Source organism: Chroococcidiopsis sp. (assembly GCF_051657925.1).
Classification (GTDB): Bacteria; Cyanobacteriota; Cyanobacteriia; order Cyanobacteriales; family Chroococcidiopsidaceae; genus Chroococcidiopsis.
Genome location: NZ_JBOFLP010000119.1, coordinates 1 through 18,026 on the forward strand (window position 1 = coordinate 1; position 18,026 = coordinate 18,026).

The following is an 18,026-nucleotide window of genomic DNA, read 5'->3' on the forward strand; positions in this document are numbered from 1 at the left end:
TTAGGACTGGCGATCGCTAAAAAGTGTATTGAAGCCTGCGGCGGCGAGATTTATGTGGAGAGTGAAGTCGATGTAGGAACCACATTTACTGTCATTTTACCCGTGGTCTCCGTACCAATCTAAATGCATTCGCCATCAATTTTGTCTACCAACTGTAGATTCAAATTAATACTAGAGATAGATGCACTAATTCTGAAGACAGATAGCCCGAACAAAATTAGAGTAACGGTAACAAAGCCTACGAACCCTTTTACCGAAGCCGAATAATCTAGCAACAAAAGGATTTTACCGAACAACCCGATCTGACGCGGAAATGCGATCGCACTTGCTGTAAAAGAACTCTCGTAGGCTAGATCGATGACACAAGCAGTTAAAAAACAGAAATTAAATAAAGTCGAACAAGCCAAAGCTAAAAAACACCCTCTATTACTCAAACAAGAATTAGAACACTTCGCCCAAATTGGCTGGGAAGCAATGGACGAGTTCGAGCGAGATTTCGGACTTAAGTGGTTGGGTTTTTTCCATCGTCCAGTGACTCCTGGTAAGTTTATGATGCGAATGCGGATACCCAACGGCATCTTAACTAGCACTCAAATGCGAGTACTAGCAGAAATCGTACAGCGCTACTGCCAAGGTGCGGGATTTCAAGACCAAGGTAACGCAGACATTACCACGCGCCAAAACTTACAACTGCGTGGCATCCGCATCGAAGATATTGCTGATATTATCAAGATACTGGCACAAGCTGGTCTAACCTCCGTCCAGTCAGGGATGGACAACGTGCGGAACATTACGGGTTCCCCTGTAGCTGGAATTGATGCCAACGAACTTATCGACACGCGAGGATTGTGCCGCATTCTCCAAGATGCCATTACCAACAACGGTGAAGGTAATCTCGAACTAAGCGATTTACCCCGAAAATTTAACATAGCTGTGGCTGGTGGTCGCGATAACTCCGTTCACGCCGAAATCAATGACCTCGGCTTGCTTCCAGCATATAAAAACGGGACGCTAGGGTTTAACGTCATTGTCGGCGGTTATTTTGCCCCCAATCAATACGTCACGGCGATTCCCCTTGATGCTTGGATTCCTCCCGAAGATGTCGTTGCTTTAACCCTGGCGATGATGATGGTCTATCGCGAAAATGGACCGAGGGAAAACCGCCAAAAGTGCCGCATGATGCATCTAATTAACCAATGGGGGATAGAAAAGTTTCGCACTGAGGTAGAACAACGGTTTGGTAAACCACTAGCCACAGCCGCAGAAAAAGATGAAATTGATTGGGAAAAACGCGACCATATTGGAGTTTATTCGCAAAAACAAACAGGATTAAATTATGTCGGATTGCACGTTCCCGTCGGTCGCTTATATGCAAATGAAATGTTTGAACTGGCACGAATGGCAGAAGTCTATGGCAATGGGGAAATTCGCCTTACCGTCGAGCAAAATTTAATTATTCCCCATATTCCCGACACGCGCTTGAGTGCGTTTTTAGCCGAGCCTTTGCTAAAAGAGCGTTTTACAATTGAACCAGGAACTTTAAATCGAGGTTTGGTTTCTTGTACTGGAAATGAATTTTGCGGTTTTGCAATTATCGAAACTAAAAACCGCGCTTTGGCAATAGTTAAAGAACTCGAACAAGAGTTAATTTTAACTCAACCAGTGCGAATTCATTGGACGGGATGCCCTAATTCCTGCGGTCAACCTCAAGTTGCAGATATTGGTTTTATCGGCACGAAAACGCGCAAAGACGATCGCACGGTGGAGGCAGTAGATATATGGATGGGTGGTAAGGTTGGTAAAGATGCCCACTTAGGTAAAGAGGTGATGAAACGGGTTGCCTGTGAAGATTTAAAATCAGTAGTGCGGGACTTATTGGTCGAACATTTTGGGGCAAAAATCAAAGAGGAAACATTGGTAGGTTAGATCCCCGCAACCCCCTTAAAAAGGAGGGCAATAGATCCCCCCAACCCCCCTTAAAAAGGGGGGCTTTAGATTGAAGCGATCGCACCATTGCGCCGTTTATCTCCCGCACCTGAAATGATTCCCGACTCATCTTCCATGACTGTATGCACGCCGCCAAAAAACATATTCTGCTTATTCCATAACAGAGATTTCTCGTCAGTAGAAATGAGGTTAGCGATCGCCTCTTGATTCCATCCTGGTTCTAGATTCAAGACATTATCTTCCCAATGTAGGCGAGAACTATTCACAGCTAGATCTACGGGCATTTGAAAATCGATAATATTGGAAATAACTTGTAAAATCGCCGTTCTGATTCGCTTAGAACCACCAGACCCTAAAACGATTTCGGGACGATTATCTTTTAATACAATTGTGGGCGACATCATCGAAGAAATTCGTACATTTTCTCGCCATTGATGAAAGCCGTGTGGGTTTAAATCGTCCTCTCCTAGCATGTTATTTAGCATAATGCCCGTACCTGGGATAATGTAACCACAACCCTCTCCATTAGAAGTCGTGACACTTGCGGCATTACCTTCATCGTCAACAACGCTAAGATGGGTGGTACTACCCCACTTATTCACTACTGAATTTAACTGCAATGCATATTCGGTAATTTGAGCAGCAGCTAAAAATGTTTTCGTTATATCATTTTGATAAAGATTGATATCGTACTTTTCTTTTCTGGCGCGATCGGTTAATCGCATAATTGCTGTCAGAATTTGTAAGTGGAGTGGTGTGCCAAAACCAATTTTATTGAGAGTGAATTGTGATAGCAATTCTAAGGCAAAAGCGATTAGAATTCCTCCCGAACTAGGAGGGGGATTTGTTAATAGTGTATTCCCTCGATAGTTAATTGTTAGTGGTTCTCTTTCAATAACTTGATATTGTGCTAGATCTGCATCAGTTAAGTAACCGCCATTGGTTCGACAATCTTCAACTAATTGCCGTGCAATATCTCCTCGATAAAACTCTTGCACTCCTCGTTCAGCAAGATAATTTAAAGTTGCAGCAAAATCAGGCATGAATAATTTATCCCCTACCTCCAGCAACACTCCTTTTGGTGCGTAAATTTGCCGTGCTGCTTTGGTAGCTGTCAAAATTGGTTGTAAAATTTGCCAGCAGTAAGTTTGAAATTCATTCACCTCTATACCATACTTAGCATAGTGAATTGCTGGTTCAGTAACGACATGAAAAGGTAATTTTCCTAACTTTTGTTGAACGTGAAAAATCCCTCCAATATTTCCTGGTGTGGCGATCGCGCCCAGTCCAATATGAAATTCTTGCACGGCATCGCCAAAATTCACATCTATGGGGTAAAAATTAATTTCTTGTTGAGGTCTTTTATGAATAGGAGTTTGGGAAAAAAAATCAAATAAAATATTTTGATTTGCTTGGGTATGAGCTAAAAGAAAACCTCCACCAGCAGCAGAAGTCAGAGATGATTCGGTGACAAATGAAGCTAAAACAGCAGCGGCGGCGGCATCAAAAGCATTACCACCGAGGCGAAACATTTCAATTCCTGCTGCGGCGGTTCTTGCATCTCCAGCCGCGATCGTACCGCGTGTAACCTTGCTCATGTTTGCAGATTAGGACAAAAGGAGAATTGGGACGAAAGTAAGTCAAAAGTTAAAAGTCAAAAGTCAAAAATAGCCGATGGCTGAAAAAAAGTATTAATTATTACAGTTTATAGTACACTGTATAAGAGAAAATATACACAAAAGTGAGTATTTAAATGAAGATAAAACAATTTACTGAAAGTAAGTCATATATCACTTTTTAAGCTGCCACCTACTTTCTTTTTGCTGATAACTGATAACTGATGAACCCAAGCTGGGTATTAGAGCGAGTTGGAAATGGTGCGATCGCGGCTGTAGCCTTACATGACGGTCATGATGTCAGGCAAGAAGTTGCAGATTTAATGGTCATCAGTGAAGCCGATCGCTGGCGAGAAGAAGACCCATTTACGGCGGCTTGGACGACGATCGCAGATACGCAAATTGTAGTGAAGCGATCGCGGTTTGAATTAGATCTCAACCGCCCTAGAGAAAAAGCAGTTTATATTCACCCTAGAGATGCATGGGGTTTGGAAGTTTGGCAATCCATGCCATCAGCTGAAATTATTGCCCGTTCCTTAGCTGAATACGATACTTTTTATGCTAATTTAGAACGAATTTTTAGAGATTTAGAACGCCGTCACGGACGTTTTGTTGTATTTGAACTGCATACTTACAATCATTGCCGTTTGGGACGAGAGGCTGAACCTGCCGAGCCGAGATATAATCCAGAAATCAATTTAGGTACTGCCACGCTGGATCGCGATCGCTGGCATTCTGCGATCGAAAGTTTTCTCTCGGATCTCCGCAACTTTGACTATTTGGGCAGACAACTCGACGTAAGAGAAAATGTCAAATTTCACGGCGGATATTTTCCCAGATGGGTACATCAAAAGTTTCCCGATTCTGCTTGTGTCCTCTCGATTGAAGTCAAAAAGTTTTTCATGGATGAATGGACAAACGAAGTGGATTTAGAGCAACTAGAAGCGCTCCGCCACGCCTTACAATCCACCGTACCAGGAATATTGAAGCAACTAGTAGCAGACGACAGAGGAAAATATTAATTTTGCTAATTTAGAGGCTAGGTGCGATCGCGATTCGAGTCAACGGCAGACTCAAGAAAAACCAAAGCTTTCAAACCCTTGCCTTGCGGATTTTGTCTGTGTAGTTGCGAATTCTATTCGCTCAATCTCTTCGTATTACGAACAGTAAATAGTCAGGTAGGAATTCACCTACCTGACTGAGAAGTTATCCGATATTAACTTTCACGACTTTATTTTTTTCTTCTTCTGCTTTCGGTAATGTGAGAGTTAGAACACCATTTTGGTAGTTAGCTTGGACGTTTTCATGCTGAATTCTAGATGGGAGTGGAATGACGCGACGGAACGAACCATAACGAAATTCGGAACGAGTTACGCCTTTTTCTTCTGTCTTGGTTTCAGATTTACGTTCGCCGCTAATTGCAACAGCTTCAGCCGTTACTTGTACGTCTAAATCTTTAGCTTCCATCCCAGGGATTTCGAGCTTCAAGTGAATTGCTTCTGGTGTTTCTTGCAATTCTGCTGCGGGTACGAACGCCATTCCACCATTACCACCAGTCCGAGGTGACAGACTATCAAACAAACGGTTCATCTCTCTTTGTAAGCTGCCAAATTCGCGGAATGGTTCCATTTCAAATTCGCGGAATGGTTCCCAACGTACTAGTGCCATAATTACCTCCGAACTTTGCTGTATCTCTAGCTAACGTGTGTCACTACAAACGCGATCGCGATTAACTGAATTTCCGACTCAACAGCTGTTTATTTGTCGGGGGTTGACTTTTCTCAACCCAATATCAGGCTATCAAAGGTAGTCGTAGGGAGATGTTCGGTTCTTTGCCTATGCCATGTTCTTCTTACCGTAATTGTGACACTGTGAGGGCGCACATCTGTGCGCCCCTACTTATTGTTTCGACCTACTTAAATAGGCTGTAGGTTCTAAAACCCAAATAGTATATCCTTTAGGAGTTTTAACAATTAAAGCATTGTTGTCTTTTTCCTGAAGTTTAGCAACCACGCTTAAGGCTTTTTCTCGCTCTTTAACTGACTTGAAAAAACTATAGTATTGCTTGTTAAACATAATTGCAGCCATTCGTTCATTTGAATCAGGGACGCAAATATGACAAGTACAGAATTCACCAGGAGAGAGAAATAGACTGTTTTGAGGATTGCGGTTGGAAGATGAAATCGTAGGTTGCATAATCTTTTCTTTTATATATTTGCCCAGCAGAGGATAAGTTACAGATAGCGATCGCCCGAGCGTAAATATCATTCCTATTATTAAAATATGTAAACTTAGGCGTGAGTGCATACCGTACCATTGCGGATTTTCACAAAAATAGGTAGCACGGCTGTGCTACCCAACAGACAAAAATTCTTTGTAGTAGGGAGCGTTACATAACGCTCCCTACCATTATCTGGTCACTGGTCACTGGTCACTGTTTATTTAGACTTGCACCAAATGATAAGGACTGGTCAACTTATCCAACTGCTGTACTAACAAACTCAGGAATAATCCTACGTCTGTCACCACACCGACAGATTCAACCGAACCGCGATCGCTCAGTTTTGTGACTACGGCAGGGTTAATATCGACGCAGACCATTTTTACCCCAGCAGCCGTCATATTACCTACGCCTATCGAATGCAGCATTGAGGAGAGCATTAAAATCATATCTGCTCCCTGCAATAACCGAGCGTATTCGGTTTGAGCTTTAATTAAATCCATCTCGGTGTCGGGTAAAGGACCGTCATCCCGAATCGAGCCTGCTAAGCAGAAGGGGACGTTGTTACGCACGCATTCGTACATGACTCCGCTTTGCAATACACCTTGCTCGACAGCCTTGGCAATACTGCCATAACGCCGGATCGTATTGATAACCTTCAAGTGGTGGCGATGTCCTCCCTGTACGGCGACTCCCCGCTTCATATCCACACCGAGAGAAGTCCCCATCATATTTTGTTCGATATCGTGGACGGCGATCGCATTTCCACCCAACAAAGCTTGCACGTAGCCTTGGCGAATTAACTGCGATAGGTGTTCCCCGCCACCTGTATGAATCACCACGGGTCCAGCCGTGACCACTACCTTACCACCTTGGTCGCGCACTTGTCGCAGTTCCCAAGCTACTTGTTCTACTACCAGTTCGACACGGCGTTCGCTGGAGACTCCAGCAGACATAAAGCTAAATTCCTGCTTGTTGCGCTGTTCCCGCGATTCCGTCTTGCGAATGGTACGGATACCTTCAATCCCGACGATGACGTGTTCGCCAACTTCCAAATCCCGCAATAACTTGCAACGAGCCACGGGACTACCAGAATTAAATGTAACTGCGATCGCGCCATCCATCCGCTGATTTTGTACCTTCACCCACTCGCAATTTACCCGCACTTCTGTCGGATAAATCGTCGTGACGTAAAAATCATCGGGAGCTACACCCGCTTGATGTACGGGTTCCATATTCACGTCGCAAACTTCTTGCGGACGCGGCACAGCACCCAAATCGATCAGCTGAGATATAATCTCTTCCATGACATCGCGCGAAGGAGCTGTCACCTTCACTTCGGCAGAAGAAGTGCTTTGTCGCTGTTCTCCCAAGCTAAAATTCAGCACTTGGAAGCTACCGCCATTTTCAACGATCGCATCTAAAGCGCGGTTGATTAAACCAGAATCGAGTAAATGTCCTTCCATACGGACAGCACGACTTTCCACAGGCGTGCTGGCGTGGACTTCTTCCCGTACTGGTTCTGTCACCCGCAACGTCAAACATTTGGCGGCTCCTCCAGCTTTCAGAAATTCTGTCAGCGGGGTTTCAATGACGCGAAATCCGAGTTTAGTCAAGCGAGCTTTCAAGTCATCGCTCGCTTTATTCATCACCACTACCGAATCGATGTTGACGGCGTTGCAAGCGAAGTTCACCGCATCGGCTTCTTTAATGGCGATCCGCTTTTCAGCTGGAACCCGCATTTCAATCAGACGGTTGGAATAGGAATCAAAAGCTGGAGGATAGTAGAGTAGATAACCGCCACTCAAGGGACAAAAACAGGTATCGAGGTGATAGAAGCGCTCGTCCATCAAGCGCAAGGATAACACTTCAATATCAAGCCATTTGGCGAGATAAGGGTGAGAATCGAGTTCGGAACGGAAGCCATACCCAGCCCATAACCAGCGTCCTTCCCGATCCAGCAGTGCATCTCCAGCACCTTCAAATGGTAAGTCTTTTGGCAGTTCGTGTACCGTGTAACCTTTGGACTCAAACCACTGCTTGAAGAATGGTTCTTCTCCCTGGCGCTCCTTGTGGAAGAAACGGCTGAGGACAACTGTATCCCCCAAAACCAAGCCTGCATTCGCAGTAAATACCATGTCTGGTACGCCTGGTTGCGGTTGCACCAAATCGACAACGGCTTGTTCCTTCAGGACATGGAACAACTTTTGCCACTGTTCGACGGCGCGATCGCGGGAGGACTTGTGAATGTTACCCTCCATCCAGGGGTTAATCACGTAGTCCACATCATAGTGGTCGGGGGCGCACATTAAGAAGCGGATCGAAGAACTCATAGAAAGCTTTCTATTGGGTCAAGATGACAAACTCTTCATGAATACAGATTTTTATGTCACCAATTCTGTAGAAATTGTTACGGAATCTGTACTCAATGCAACTACATTGCAATTGCAATTCTAGATCTTCATTCTATTACTTTGAGGAACAGTAGGATGAGATGGCTGGTGAGGGGACGATAACTACGCTCGCGCTTCGCAATTCTTGATGAGACTAAGTATTTACTCTTATTGGCTGAATTGGCGATATTGCAGCTATTTTTAATAATTTGCGTGTTAGCTTAACTAATTTGTTGTAGATAAAAGCCAATTGAGTATATGCGGGCATTGCCCACCCTACTATAAAATCGCGATCGCTCAGAGTAACGACAGATTATGGCGATAAATTAGTCAAGCTTGCTTGATTTTTAGCTTGCTAGCAAATAGCACGAACTATTTCTAAATTCTTCCATTTTTAATATTTTTTAAATAATTCGCAGCGAAGGGTTAGCAACTAATAATAATCGCGCTTTTCAATCTGTAAACCCATTACCAATTACCATTTACCAATTACCTAGCTAGCTTTTGTATTGCAAAAATGCAGCTATTTTTCATCATAATTAGCCGCTGAATTCAAAAACTACTACTTTTTCTTAACATTTACCTCGATCGCAAAAAACGCTATGTTAAGCTGTTGGCGCAAGTAACATTTGAGGAAATAGAGAAAAGCAACAGCTTTCAATAAGTTTACCTATATAGATTTACTAATAGATATTACGGATAGAGCTAGTAGTGCCACAATTTATACTACTAGAAAAACTGCATTGTGAAATATTTTATTTCGTTTTGAATCCGAATATTGTGCTTAAACTCAACAAAAACTTGCGCAATATATCCAGTATTTTGACTTTTAGCTTTTAACTTTTGACTTTCAGGGGAGGCTCTTTGTGTCAGAAAACTTACAATTAACAGATGTTGAATTTTCCCTTTGGGATGAAGAACCAGTTCAACTAATTAACCAAATTCAACCACATGGAGTCATTGTAGTTTTAGAAGAGCCAAACCTCAAAATCTTACAAGTCAGTACTAATGCATTTTCTGTTTTTGGAATTTCACCTGAAGAATTGGTTTTGCAGAATCTAGAAGATCTTCTCGACTCTTATCAAATAGAAAGAATCAAACTAGGACTAGCAGAAGAAAATTTCGATCTGCTCAACCCTGTAAAAATTTGGTTGAGAGTCAAAGGAGACGATTACGTAGTATTTGACGGTATATTTCATCGCAATCGAGATAGATTACTGATCTTAGAATTAGAGCCAGCTCTAACTCAAGAAAACATTCCTTTTTTAAGTTTTTATCACCTAGCTAGAGCCTCAATTAATCGATTAGCAACAACAACAAAATTACAAGATTTTGGTCAAGTTATCGTTCAAGAAGTACGTAAAGTCACGGGATTTGACCGCGTGATGCTCTATAAATTTGACAATGACGGACACGGTATTGTCATTGCCGAAGAAAAATTAGATGATATGGAAGCTTACTTAGGATTGCACTTTCCCGAGTCGGATATTCCTAAACCTGCCAGAAAACTGTTTTGTTCCAATTGGATTAGAATAATTCCCAACGCTCATGCTAAACCAGTAGAACTTTTTCCTTTAATTAACCCGACAAATTTACGTCCGCTAGATTTAACTCATTCAACGTTAAGAAGTGCATCTTCCTGTCATCTTAAGTACCTACATAATATGGAAGTGGGTGCTTCTTTAACAATTTCTTTAATTAAAGAAGACAAACTTTGGGGGTTAATTGCTTGTCACCATCGATCGCCTAAATATGTATCTTACGAGCTACGTAAAGCTTGCGAGTTTCTCGGACGGATGATTTTTGCAGAAATTTCGGCAATAGAAGAAACAGACGATTACGACTACAACCTTCACATCACATATGTGCGATCGCAACTAATCGAATATATGTCGCAAGCCGAAAGTTGGATTGATGGTTTAGTTAAACAAGAACCGAACTTATTAGAATTAGTTGATGCTCAAGGAGCAGCCATCTGTTTTAATAACGAATGGACGACAATTGGGCAAGTTCCAAAGCCGGAAAACTTAAATGTAATCGTACAGTGGTTAAAACATCAATTTCGAGATGAGGAAGTTTTCTACACGGATACCCTACCACTAGTATTTCCAGAAGCAGAAATTTACAAACATGTTGCTAGCGGTTTGTTAGCAATTCCTATTGCCGATAAAAGCTATATTTTATGGTTTCGTCCTGAAGTCATACAAACAGTCAATTGGGGTGGTAATCCGCACGAGGCATTTGAATTCGGTCAGGAAAATGACAGCGTATATTTGTCTCCGCGCAAATCCTTTCAATTGTGGCAAGAAACTGTACAGGGTAAATCTTTGCCGTGGAAAAAAGTAGAAATCAAAGTCGCGATCGATCTGCGTAAAGCCACAATTGAGGTAGTTTTAAGACAAGCAGAAGAACTATCACAAATCGCCTACGATTTAGAACGTTCTAATGCCGAACTGAAAAAGTTTGCCTACGTCGCTTCCCACGACTTACAAGAACCATTAAATCAAGTTGCGAATTACGTCCAGTTGTTAGAGATGCGCTATCAAGAACAGCTCGATGAAGATGCTAAAGAATTTATTAGCTATGCGGTATCGGGAGTCAGCCTCATGCAGACGCTCATAGACGACGTACTAGCTTATTCCAAGGTAGATCGACAGAATGTCGAATTTCAACCCGTAGATTTGGAGGTAGCCTTAAAACGCGCTCTCAGTGGCTTACAGGGACGAATTTCAGAAACGGGAGCTACAATTTCTTACGATCCACTACCAACAGTATTAGCAGATAGCACGCAGATGCTTCAGCTATTTCAAAATCTGATTGGGAATGCGATCAAGTTTCGTAGCGACAAGCCACCTATGATTCATATTGGTGTCTCACCATTAGAAGATGCCTGGTTATTTTCAGTTAAAGATAACGGGATTGGTATCGATCCCCAGTTTAGCGATCGCATTTTTGTCATTTTCCAACGCTTACATACCAGAGATGAATATTCCGGTACGGGAATGGGTTTGGCAATTTGCAAAAAAGTCGTTGAATGCCATCGAGGCGATATCTGGGTGGCTTCAGAATTAGGTCAAGGTGCAACATTCTACTTTACAATTCCCGCCGGAGGTAAGAAATATGAGTACAGGCACGGCAGAAAAACTCAAAACCATTTTCCTAGTAGAGGACAATAAAGCTGATGTCCGCTTGGTGGAAGAAGCACTCAAACGCAGTACCATCCCCAACCAAGTTTTATCTGTACGAAACGGGATGGATGCGATCGCATTTTTGCGTCAAGAAGGGGAGTATACCGACGCACCCCACCCAGATTTAATTCTGCTCGATCTCAACTTGCCTAAAAAAGACGGTCGGGAAGTCTTGGCAGAAATTAAAGCCGATCCTCAACTGCGGCGCATCCCTGTCGTGATCTTAACGACCTCTAAAAATGAGGAAGATATTTGTCACAGCTACGATTTACACGTCAACTGCTACATTACCAAGTCCCGCAACCTCAGCCAATTGTTTCAAATTGTCAAAGGAATTGAAGAGTTTTGGCTTTCTACCGTAACTTTGCCTGCGAACTAATATTCATATCCCGATCATTAAAGGTATGACTTCTAACTCCTGTACGGGCGGGTTTAACTCCAGAATTCTTTGCTATTTCACGAGCTTATTCAAAAAACCCGCCCGTACAACTGTACGGGCGGGTTTAACCGCAGAAATCTTTGTTTTGTCACAGGAACCTTTGAAAAACCCGCCCCTACGACACAATGACTCCGGTAAAAGTTCTGTTGATTGAAGACAACTTGGCAGAAGCCAGACTCATGCGAGAGCTGCTGAAGGAGTCTCCAGTCAAGCAGTTTGAACTGGTACACGCCCAGCGATTGCAGGAAGCGCTCGACCGATTGCAAGAGAATTGCTTTGATGTTGTTTTGTTAGACTTAACTCTACCGGATAGCGCTGGGTTAGGATCGCTCATACCATTACTCAAAGCCGTTCCCAGCCTTCCCATCGTCGTGCTGACAAATACGAATGATGACGATCTGGCTCTAGAAGCAGTCCGCCAGGGAGCGCAGGATTATCTCGTTAAGCGACAGGTAAATTCAGGCGTGCTGATACGTTCTTTATGCTATGCGATCGAACGCAAGCAGGTAGCTGAAGCGTTAAAAACAGTTAATCAAGCCTTAGAAGTGAGCGTGCAGGAACGCACTGCCGAACTCGTCAAAGCCAAAGAAATGAATCAGTTTAAATCTGATTTCGCTTCCATCCTCTCGCACGATTTTCGCAGTCCCCTAACGACTATTCTACTAGCAACTGGATTGCTACAAAATAACGACCAAAAATTAAGCCAAGAAAAAAAGTTCGCTCACTTTCAATTGATCCGTTCTGCCATTAACGACATGGCTAGGCTATTAGATGAATTTCTGCTTTTGAGCCAAGCTGAAGCAGGCAAACTCAAATGCAAGCTCATCCCAATGGAATTAGAGCTGTTTTGCCACAAACTCGTAGAGGAAGCAAAATTAAGCACCAACGCGAAAGACTCGATCTTAACTTTTCATTGCCAGCATGGCGATCGCTTGCATGGTTCGGTCTGGGATGAGAGTTTGTTAAAACACATTTTAAGTAATTTACTCAACAACGCAATTAAATATTCTCCTGCTGGCGGTCAGGTACAGTTTGAACTGATCGTTGAAGAAAAAACTGCGATCTTTCGATTTCAAGACCAAGGGATCGGTATTCCTCAAGCAGACCAAGCACAGCTATTTCAGCCTTTTTTTCGCGCTAATAATGCCGAGAAGATTCCTGGGACTGGTTTAGGATTGGCAATTGTGAAAAAATGTGTTGCGGCACATAGCGGTGAAATTACCTTGGAAAGCACGGTGGGAATGGGTACGACTTTTACAGTTACCCTACCGTTAATCAAAGGAATCGGCGATGTTTGCCCCATTTTTTTGCAATCGGTCGAGCAGTTGTAGCAACGAGGCGATCGCCTACTGATAGTCTTACCAATCTCTCCCCGACTCGCGCTAATCTTATATAGTCATCTGTTGACCAAACAGGAAGTCGGGGAAGTGACTAGTGGCTAGTGACTAGTGGAACCAGAATTGCTCTGTTGTCTCCCTCAGCTCCTGAGCTGCTCTTACCCCTGCTCCCTGCTCCCTTATCTCTGCTCCCTTTTCAAAGTTATGGCTCTGATTGTCCAGAAATACGGTGGTACTTCGGTTGGTTCGGTGGAACGCATTCAAGCTGTGGCAGATCGCGTTCTCCAAACAGTGAAAGCAGGAAACGCTTTGGTGGTTGTCGTTTCTGCGATGGGTAAGTCTACCGATGCACTGGTCAAACTAGCGCATGAAGTTTCCGCTAATCCCAGTCGGCGGGAAATGGATATGCTGCTCTCAACGGGAGAACAGGTGACGATCGCCCTGTTGAGCATGGCATTACAAGAATTAGGGCAGCCAGCAATTTCGCTCACGGGCGCTCAAGTGGGTATTGTCACCGAAGCAGAACACACGCGGGCGCGGATCTTACACATTCAAACATCTCGGATTGAAAAGCAACTGAAAATTGGTAAAGTCGTTGTTGTTGCCGGATTTCAAGGAATTACCAGCACGGAAGAATTAGAAATTACTACCTTGGGGCGCGGTGGCTCCGATACCTCAGCCGTGGCGCTAGCAGCAGCACTTCGTGCCGATTGTTGCGAAATTTATACAGATGTTCCCGGCATTCTGACCACAGATCCCCGTCTCGTCCCAGAAGCGCAGTTGATGACAGAAATTACTTGCAACGAGATGCTAGAACTCGCCAGCTTGGGGGCAAAGGTCTTGCATCCGAGAGCGGTAGAAATTGCTCGTAATTACGGCGTACCGCTGGTCGTGCGTTCCAGTTGGACGAGCGATCCTGGCACTTGGGTAGTTTCGCCCAAACCTCAACCCCGTCCGCTGGTAGATTTAGAAATTGCCCGTCCGGTTGATGGGGTAGAACTGGACGCAGATCAAGCCAGAATCGCCTTGCTGCGCGTCCCCGATCGCCCAGGTATAGCGGCACGGCTATTTAGCGAGATTGCCCGTCAAGGCTTAGACGTAGATTTGATCGTGCAGTCGATCCACGAAGGCAATAGCAACGACATTGCTTTTACCGTCACGACTTCGTTACTCAAGCAGACGGAGGCAGTCGCCGCCGCGATCGCACCCGTATTACGCTCCCATCCCGACCCGAAATCGGAGGAAGCAGAAGTGATGGTGCAGCCGCACATTGCCAAAGTCAGTATCGACGGGGCAGGCATGATCGGTCGTCCCGGGGTAGCGGCGCAAATGTTTTTGACCCTGGCTGAGGCGGGAATTAACATTCAAATGATTTCTACCTCAGAAGTCAAAGTCAGTTGCGTCATTGATGCAACCGACGGCGATCGCGCTGTCACAGCCCTGCGAGAGGCTTTTGAGATCGTAGAAGAGAGAGTTGTAGTGGAAAAGGGAGCAGAGGGAGCAACTACCAATTCACAATTCACAATAGACGCTGACGCTAAACTTCGCGAACACAATTCACAATTAACTCCAAATTCTTCCCCTGCTCCCTGCTCCCTGCTCCCTACTCCCCCTGTTAGAGGTGTAGCCCTAGACATCAACCAAGCCCGTTTAGCAATTCTCCAAGTACCAGATCGCCCTGGGCTAGCGGCGAGATTATTCGGATTGTTGGCGCGGGAGAATATTAGCGTGGATACGATTATTCAATCTCAACGCTGTCGGATTGCGAACGGCGTGCCAAAGCGAGATATTGTTTGTACGGTAGCGCAGATGGATGCGGCAGCTGCGAAGCAAGCTTTAGAACAAGCAGCGTCAGAGCATGGCTGGGGGCAAATCGTGGTAGATACTGCGATCGCTAAGGTCAGCGTTGTCGGTGCGGGAATGGTCGGTCAACCAGGAGTCGCGGCAAAGATGTTTGCTGCCTTGGCACAAAAACAAATTAATATTCAAATGATCGCGACTTCCGAAATTAAAATTAGTTGTGTCGTCGCTCAAGAACAAGGAGTTGCCGCACTCCAGGCAATTCATGCTGCTTTTGGGTTGAGTGGTAGCGGTGCAATTCAAGTCTCGGCATGATGGGGTTTCATTTGCCAGAACTGTTACGGCAAACTTTACAGGGAATAGAAAACCTCGGAACTATAGGCGCGATCGCGTTTATCTTACTGTACGTCATTGCCACAGTTGCTTTTATTCCAGGCACAATTCTTACCTTGGGTGCAGGAGTTGTTTATGGAGCAATTTTCGGTTCGATTTACGTATTTATCGGTGCGACTTTGGGAGCCACCGCAGCTTTTTTAGTTGGGCGTTATTTAGCACGGGGCTGGGTAGCCAAAAAAATTGCTAGTCATCAAAAATTCCAAGCCATTGACGAGGCAGTTGGCAAAGAGGGATTCAAAATTGTTTTGTTAACCAGACTTTCACCAATATTTCCCTTTAGCCTGTTAAACTACGCTTTTAGTATCACTCAAGTTTCACTCAAAGATTATTTCCTTGGCTCAGTGGGAATGTTGCCTGGGACAATCATGTATGTTTATCTTGGCTCCCTAGCTGGTAGCCTTGCCACAATTAGCAGTAGCGATCGCCCCACCAATTCAACTGTCGTATGGATAATTCGGATAATTGGTTTTATTGCTACGGTAACGGTAACTCTGTACGTGACTCGGATTGCTCGTAAAGCGTTGGCGAAACTGTAGCTATCAGTTATCAGTTATCAGTTATCAGTTATCAGTGGAAAGTCAGTAGCGAGCAGTGCGTGAAGAACTTACCTACTAATCGCGCACAAATGACAAATGACAAATGACAAATGACCAACAACCAATGTCTCAGGAAACTGAAGGGATTCAACCAGCAGAACAGCAAATTCCCTATGCTGCCCTCAATTCGCAGCAAAAAAAGCAAAGACTGCGAGAATTAGCAGTAGTATTTCTCAAGTTAGGTACGATCGCCTTTGGTGGTCCCGCCGCGCACATCGCCATGATGGATGATGAGGTAGCAAAGCGCAGGCAGTGGATGAGTCGCGAGAAACTACTCGATTTGCTGGGCGTAACTAACTTAATTCCCGGACCCAATTCTACAGAACTAGCTATTCACATCGGCTACGAACGGGCAGGATGGCGCGGTTTGATTATCGCGGGAAGCTGCTTTATTTTACCTGCCATGTCGATCGTCTGGGTATTGGCGATCGCCTACAAGCAATACCAAACTTTACCCCAAGCTGAAGGATTGCTCTACGGTATCAAACCCGTTATCATCGCGATCGTCTTACAAGCATTGTGGAAGTTAGGTCAAAAAGCAATTAAGGACGTACCAACGGGGATAGTAGCAGTAGCGGTCATAGTCGCCTTTTTTTTTGGCTGGGATGAAATCGTGCTGCTGTTACTGGCGGGACTGAGTGTGATGTTGGTAAAGAGTCTGTGGCGCAGTCGGGGTCATGCGGCGGCTTGGCTATTGCCGCTATCTTTTCCGCTAGCACAAGCAGGTAGTACAACCCCTACTCCACCTGTAGGCTGGGTGAATGTGTTTCTATTTTTCCTCAAAATTGGTTCGGTGCTGTATGGCAGTGGTTATGTTTTACTTGCATTTTTGCAACGAGATTTGGTAGAACGCAATCAGTGGCTAACATCTCAACAGCTTTTAGATGCAGTCGCAATCGGTCAATTTACCCCTGGTCCCGTGTTTACCACTGCTACTTTCATCGGCTATCTTTTAGCTGGTCATGCAGGGGCGATCGCGGCTACAATCGGAATTTTTCTGCCTGCATTTGTACTAGTCGGTATTATCAACCCCTGGGTTCCAAAACTACGTCAATCTACTTTAGTTGGGGGTTTTTTAGATGGGGTGAATGCTGCATCTTTGGGCTTGATGGCTGTTGTTTCATATACTTTGGGACGCACGGCATTGATAGATACCGTGACTGTAATTTTAGCAATTGCTAGCGCGATCGCTGTTTTTCGCTTCAAAATTAATTCTGCTTGGTTAGTTTTAGCTGGGGGAATTATTGGCTTAATCTTACAATTAGTAAGATAAAAAATCTCCCCAACTTCTATTTGATTATTAAAAATATTGGGGTATTAATGCGTGAGTTTTGAATTGACTAAAAATTAAGTTGTTGTCGGAGTTGTTGAAAAGAACTTCTCAAACTATTAGCAACAAAACCGATCGCACTAACCATAACTGCCAGAATAACGCTAGCTGCTAGGACTCCCACAATGACGAGTAAGCCATCACCTTCACTCATACCTAGACTAATGACAACAATCGCGATCGCGGGCAGCATATTTCCTAGCGGGATAGGCAAGGCAATAATTATCGCCATCAATAAAATAAATAATCCTAACAACCTTTGTGCCAATCGCGAAGTGATAAAACCCCAACGGGGACGGACGATTTTTTCAGCTTTTGCGAGGTAATTCAGCCCTTTTTCTACTACCTTGGCTAAATTTTTTTGCTTCCAACGCCGTTTAGCCAGCCATTTTGGTAGATGCGGACGAGAAAAACCCAAACTTAATTGCGCCGAAACCAGCATTAAGGGAATTGCGATAATCGCCGATACACCCGCCATAGGAAGGGGTAATGCTTCTGGTAAAGCGCAGATGACTAGTAAAGGACCATAAGCGCGATCGCCCAACTCTACCACTAACTCCCCCAAACTGACATACTCTTGTTCGGCGTGCCGTTCTAGAAACTGCCGCAGCAATCTGGAAGTGTACAAGCCTGGGGATGAGTTGGTAGTAGAAGGCATGATAACGGAGGGACAAGGAGGACAAGGGAGACAAGGGAGACAAGGGAGCTTCAGGTGCAGAGGAGAGATCGGGAGCAATTCTAGCCACTAGCTACTCACTACACC

Annotated in this window: 15 protein-coding genes; 10 read left to right on the forward strand and 5 right to left on the reverse strand. The window is 44.3% G+C overall.

What is annotated here, in order from left to right; translation table 11 throughout:
- Positions 1-12 precede the first annotated feature (12 nt).
- Positions 13-123: a hypothetical protein gene (locus ACRC32_RS08970; RefSeq protein ID WP_438553656.1), complete on the forward strand. Its 111-nt coding sequence runs from the start codon at positions 13-15 to the stop codon at positions 121-123.
- A gap of 234 nt (positions 124-357) precedes the next feature.
- The gene (locus ACRC32_RS08975; RefSeq protein ID WP_438553637.1) at positions 358-1,926 is read left to right on the forward strand and encodes a ferredoxin--nitrite reductase; all 1,569 of its coding nucleotides are present in this window, start codon (positions 358-360) and stop codon (positions 1,924-1,926) included.
- 65 nt (positions 1,927-1,991) lie between these two features.
- Here ACRC32_RS08975 and ggt read toward each other — a convergent pair whose 3' ends face one another.
- On the reverse strand, positions 1,992-3,545 hold the full coding sequence (gene ggt / locus ACRC32_RS08980) for a gamma-glutamyltransferase (RefSeq protein ID WP_438553638.1): 1,554 nt from the start codon (positions 3,543-3,545) through the stop codon (positions 1,992-1,994).
- A 242-nt stretch (positions 3,546-3,787) separates the two neighbouring features.
- On the opposite strand from ggt, the gene ACRC32_RS08985 reads away from it, so the two are divergent.
- Complete coding sequence (locus ACRC32_RS08985; protein WP_438553639.1) at positions 3,788-4,585, forward strand: N-formylglutamate amidohydrolase; 798 nt, start codon at positions 3,788-3,790, stop codon at positions 4,583-4,585.
- 184 nt (positions 4,586-4,769) lie between these two features.
- Here ACRC32_RS08985 and ACRC32_RS08990 read toward each other — a convergent pair whose 3' ends face one another.
- The 3 genes from ACRC32_RS08990 to argZ all read right to left on the reverse strand — a co-directional run bounded on the left by ACRC32_RS08990 (position 4,770) and on the right by argZ (position 8,117).
- Positions 4,770-5,231 (reverse strand): Hsp20/alpha crystallin family protein, encoded by a 462-nt coding sequence (locus tag ACRC32_RS08990; protein ID WP_438553640.1) that lies wholly within the window; start codon positions 5,229-5,231, stop codon positions 4,770-4,772.
- Positions 5,232-5,462: 231 nt separating this feature from the next.
- Positions 5,463-5,831: a hypothetical protein gene (locus ACRC32_RS08995; protein ID WP_438553641.1), complete on the reverse strand. Its 369-nt coding sequence runs from the start codon at positions 5,829-5,831 to the stop codon at positions 5,463-5,465.
- 174 nt (positions 5,832-6,005) lie between these two features.
- Positions 6,006-8,117 (reverse strand): bifunctional arginine dihydrolase/ornithine cyclodeaminase, encoded by a 2,112-nt coding sequence (gene argZ / locus ACRC32_RS09000; protein WP_438553642.1) that lies wholly within the window; start codon positions 8,115-8,117, stop codon positions 6,006-6,008.
- 926 nt (positions 8,118-9,043) lie between these two features.
- Here argZ and ACRC32_RS09005 point away from each other — a divergent pair.
- The 7 genes from ACRC32_RS09005 to ACRC32_RS09035 all read left to right on the forward strand — a co-directional run bounded on the left by ACRC32_RS09005 (position 9,044) and on the right by ACRC32_RS09035 (position 17,206).
- Complete coding sequence (locus ACRC32_RS09005; RefSeq protein WP_438553643.1) at positions 9,044-11,353, forward strand: ATP-binding protein; 2,310 nt, start codon at positions 9,044-9,046, stop codon at positions 11,351-11,353.
- Positions 11,298-11,744, forward strand: coding sequence for a response regulator (locus ACRC32_RS09010; protein WP_438553644.1), 447 nt, complete (start codon positions 11,298-11,300; stop codon positions 11,742-11,744). The genes ACRC32_RS09005 and ACRC32_RS09010 overlap by 56 nt, the downstream gene beginning before the upstream one ends.
- A 25-nt stretch (positions 11,745-11,769) precedes the next feature.
- Complete coding sequence (locus tag ACRC32_RS09015; RefSeq protein WP_438553645.1) at positions 11,770-11,958, forward strand: hypothetical protein; 189 nt, start codon at positions 11,770-11,772, stop codon at positions 11,956-11,958.
- Positions 11,930-13,135, forward strand: coding sequence for an ATP-binding protein (locus ACRC32_RS09020; RefSeq protein ID WP_438553646.1), 1,206 nt, complete (start codon positions 11,930-11,932; stop codon positions 13,133-13,135). Before ACRC32_RS09015 ends, ACRC32_RS09020 begins: the two co-directional genes overlap by 29 nt.
- A gap of 210 nt (positions 13,136-13,345) precedes the next feature.
- Positions 13,346-15,256, forward strand: a complete 1,911-nt coding sequence (locus ACRC32_RS09025; RefSeq protein WP_438553647.1) for an aspartate kinase — start codon at positions 13,346-13,348, stop codon at positions 15,254-15,256.
- Complete coding sequence (locus tag ACRC32_RS09030) at positions 15,256-15,873, forward strand: TVP38/TMEM64 family protein (RefSeq protein WP_438553657.1); 618 nt, start codon at positions 15,256-15,258, stop codon at positions 15,871-15,873. The genes ACRC32_RS09025 and ACRC32_RS09030 overlap by 1 nt, the downstream gene beginning before the upstream one ends.
- A 124-nt stretch (positions 15,874-15,997) precedes the next feature.
- A complete protein-coding gene (locus ACRC32_RS09035) occupies positions 15,998-17,206 on the forward strand; it encodes a chromate transporter (protein WP_438553658.1) in 1,209 nt (402 codons plus the stop codon).
- A 67-nt stretch (positions 17,207-17,273) separates the two neighbouring features.
- Here ACRC32_RS09035 and ACRC32_RS09040 read toward each other — a convergent pair whose 3' ends face one another.
- Positions 17,274-17,921 carry an exopolysaccharide biosynthesis protein gene (locus tag ACRC32_RS09040; RefSeq protein WP_438553648.1) on the reverse strand — a complete coding sequence of 216 codons (648 nt, stop codon included), beginning with the start codon at positions 17,919-17,921 and terminating at the stop codon, positions 17,274-17,276.
- Positions 17,922-18,026: the final 105 nt, after the last annotated feature.

Excerpts from the sequence above, each read along its gene's own strand:
- ACRC32_RS09015 (WP_438553645.1), top strand. The coding sequence starts at position 11,770 with ATGACTTCTAACTCCTGTACGGGCGGGTTTAACTCCAGAATTCTTTGC.
- ggt (WP_438553638.1), bottom strand. The coding sequence starts at position 3,545 with ATGAGCAAGGTTACACGCGGTACGATCGCGGCTGGAGATGCAAGAACC.
- argZ (WP_438553642.1), bottom strand. The coding sequence starts at position 8,117 with ATGAGTTCTTCGATCCGCTTCTTAATGTGCGCCCCCGACCACTATGAT.
- ACRC32_RS09030 (WP_438553657.1), top strand. The coding sequence starts at position 15,256 with ATGGGGTTTCATTTGCCAGAACTGTTACGGCAAACTTTACAGGGAATA.
- ACRC32_RS09010 (WP_438553644.1), top strand. The coding sequence starts at position 11,298 with ATGAGTACAGGCACGGCAGAAAAACTCAAAACCATTTTCCTAGTAGAG.
- ACRC32_RS08985 (WP_438553639.1), top strand. The coding sequence starts at position 3,788 with ATGAACCCAAGCTGGGTATTAGAGCGAGTTGGAAATGGTGCGATCGCG.
- ACRC32_RS09025 (WP_438553647.1), top strand. The coding sequence starts at position 13,346 with ATGGCTCTGATTGTCCAGAAATACGGTGGTACTTCGGTTGGTTCGGTG.
- ACRC32_RS09035 (WP_438553658.1), top strand. The coding sequence starts at position 15,998 with ATGTCTCAGGAAACTGAAGGGATTCAACCAGCAGAACAGCAAATTCCC.
- ACRC32_RS08990 (WP_438553640.1), bottom strand. The coding sequence starts at position 5,231 with ATGGCACTAGTACGTTGGGAACCATTCCGCGAATTTGAAATGGAACCA.
- ACRC32_RS08995 (WP_438553641.1), bottom strand. The coding sequence starts at position 5,831 with ATGATATTTACGCTCGGGCGATCGCTATCTGTAACTTATCCTCTGCTG.
- ACRC32_RS09040 (WP_438553648.1), bottom strand. The coding sequence starts at position 17,921 with ATGCCTTCTACTACCAACTCATCCCCAGGCTTGTACACTTCCAGATTG.
- ACRC32_RS09020 (WP_438553646.1), top strand. The coding sequence starts at position 11,930 with ATGACTCCGGTAAAAGTTCTGTTGATTGAAGACAACTTGGCAGAAGCC.
- ACRC32_RS08975 (WP_438553637.1), top strand. The coding sequence starts at position 358 with ATGACACAAGCAGTTAAAAAACAGAAATTAAATAAAGTCGAACAAGCC.